General features: G+C 43.2%; 3 protein-coding genes and 1 pseudogene. All 4 read left to right on the plus strand.

The window, feature by feature from the left end; genetic code table 11:
• A pseudogene (locus ACEW8S_RS00690) lies at positions 1-532 on the plus strand (hypothetical protein); the annotation flags it as partial.
• A 164-nt stretch (positions 533-696) separates the two neighbouring features.
• Entirely contained in the window at positions 697-993 is a 297-nt protein-coding gene (mbpA, locus tag ACEW8S_RS00695; protein WP_373516272.1) for a mobilization protein MbpA, read from the plus strand.
• Positions 990-1,859, plus strand: a complete 870-nt coding sequence (locus tag ACEW8S_RS00700; protein WP_373516273.1) for a relaxase/mobilization nuclease domain-containing protein — start codon at positions 990-992, stop codon at positions 1,857-1,859. Before mbpA ends, ACEW8S_RS00700 begins: the two co-directional genes overlap by 4 nt.
• 11 nt (positions 1,860-1,870) lie before the next feature.
• The gene (locus ACEW8S_RS00705; protein WP_373516274.1) at positions 1,871-2,338 is read left to right on the plus strand and encodes a DUF6730 family protein; all 468 of its coding nucleotides are present in this window, start codon (positions 1,871-1,873) and stop codon (positions 2,336-2,338) included.
• Positions 2,339-2,609 lie beyond the last annotated feature (271 nt).

Here is a 2,609-nt window from a genome sequence, read left to right on the forward strand (position 1 = left end):
CGAAGTGGATACTGCAAACAAGAACTTTCTAGCCCACTTCTGCAGGTATTGGAACCGGGACGCGGCTTTTGAGGTTTTGGAGAATATCTCCCTGAGAAAAGGGCTATTGGTTTTTGGCTCGCACGGCACTGGAAAAACATCGAGTTTTCAAATTGTTCAAAACATGGCCAAACAGTATCAGGTTCGACAGTTGTGGTTTCCATCGATTTCGACCCAGGAAATAGTGACCAAGTTCAATATGGAAAGAAACAAAGAGGATGTCATTCAATACTATTCCAAAGGTGTTTTTCTGTTCGATGACCTGGGAGCTGAAATGGCGGGAAACAATATCTACCAGTTCGGGTTGGAAGAAGTGCTTGTCCGCATCCTGCTCAACCGGTATCGCAATTTTGAAAGCCTTGGTACCAAGACTCATATTACTACTAATTTGAACCTAAGTCAAATTGAACAGCGGTATGGCCAGCAACTGGCCGACCGGTTCATTAAAATGTTCAACTTGCTTAGATTGGACGGACCGAGCAGAAGGAAATGACAGTGAATGGCAATACAAAATTATCTTTAAATTTTATCCTTTTCTTATTAAACGGAAAAGGTATTCCTTCACGAAGTAAAACGAAGAAAAGGAAGTCAAGATGTGTTTTTGTAGCCACAAAAACGATCTTGCTTTGCTCCCGTAGGGTCGCAAAGTAAAAAAAAATGAAAAGTAAAACGGTCCGGTTCCGGTGTTCCACCTTTGAGCGGAATTTGCTCAGGGTAAAGGCCAAAAGGTCGGGACTCTCCCTTAGCGAGTATTGCCGGCGGGCTGCTTTTGAGGATCGGATCATAGAACGGCTTTCTGAGGAACAGATCACTATGTATAAAATGCTGACCAAGTACCGCAACAATTTTATCCGCATTGGCAATATGTTCAAAAAGAACAATCCCCAGCTGGCCACAGAGGTCCGACAACTGGCCTGGGAAATACGGGACCATATCCAAAATTTCAGGAAATGATAGGCAAGGGAAAATCGATAACACATGCTAGGGCAAGTATCGAATATGGTTGGAACCAGGAGAAGGGCGCAGAGATCGTCCATAGCCAGTTCGTATCAGGACAAAACCCCAAGGAGATCAGCGAGGAGTTCAAGATGGTACAGGAACAGAACGCTCGGTGCCAAAAGAACACCCTGAGTTTTATCCTTAGCCCGACCATCGAGGACGGGAAAAGCCTGTCCAAGGAGCAGCTAAAGGAACTAACGGAACGGTTCATCAAGGAGATGAAGCTACAGGAACGGCAGGCCATCGCCTTCGTGCATCGGGACAAACAACACACACATGTGCATCTCTATGTGAACCGCATCGGTTTTGAAGGGAAGGCCTATAATGACAGTTTCATTGGTAAACAGAGCCAATATGCAGCGGAACGGGTCGCCAAGCAAATGGGGCTCACCACAGTCCGGGAGGTACAACAGGACAAGCTGAACGAGATCAAGAACGTCCGACAACAGATCAAGGATATCCATGAAAAGGTAATGGCAAAATCAAAACCCAGGGACTTTGACCGGTATATCGAACGCATGAAACAAAATCACGTTAATGTCATTCCTAGTATCAATAAAGCTGGTAAGCTGCAGGGATTCCGATTCGAGTACAAAGGCCATAACCTGAAAGGAAGCGAGGTACATCGGTCCATGTCGGGGGCCAAGTTGGCCGTGGGAATCTCTAACAATACCGGGAAGGGATTCCTTTTAAAACAAGGAACAGCCGTTAATCTATTAGGAAAAGTGACCGATTTAAGTGCCAACATAGCCCTTAAGGTGGCCAAACGGTTTATCAAACAGACCATCAAAAAGGGAATTGGATTCGAAATTGGATATTAAAGAACACCATTATGGCAAAACTGGAAGAGATCACGGAATTACTGACCAATGAACTGGAAGAATTTAAAAAGGGGATCACCCATTTGGAAAAACTATCTAAAGACCTGAAAAACTCAGAAGTGGCATTTGATCTGTCAGACATCAAAAGGCAGTTGTGCCAGCTAAAAACAAATCAGGATGATCATTTCCATAGCCATGATAGCGAGTTGCGGAATTTAAGTAGTGACCTGGCAAAGGCAAAACTGACCCCTAAATGGCTGTTGGCCTTGTTCTGTATTGCATCCATCTTGACCGTACTTGCTTTGGGCTATTTTGGGTACCATTTTATCCAATTGGAGGATTCCAAGGCTGAAACCTTTGAAAATGGAAAAGAACAGGTCATTTTAGATTTGAAAGGCTACTTCGATGAACATCCCGAAGTTTACAAAGGTTTTCAAGCTTGGTCAAAAGAGCAGGAGCGTGTTCCAAATCAAAAGTAGAATGCGCCCTATGGAATTTTTGCTTGACGCTTATCTACCGGAACACTACAAAAATTCCATAGGATCCATGCGCAGTTAAGTTTTTGGTAAGTATTTGGGACAAGTCTTATTTTTAATATGTGCCAAAAATCGTTCGTTTTATGAAACTATGATTAAGAATTAAAAACTATCCTTTATTTAAACGCTGGTTTCAACATCTTACCATTTTTGGGTAAGCCTACACTACTTATTCAAGTAATCGAAGGATTCCTACAATGGTTTGGGCCAAGTA

It is taken from the genome of Pricia sp., assembly GCF_041745955.1.
Classification (GTDB): domain Bacteria; phylum Bacteroidota; class Bacteroidia; order Flavobacteriales; family Flavobacteriaceae; genus Pricia.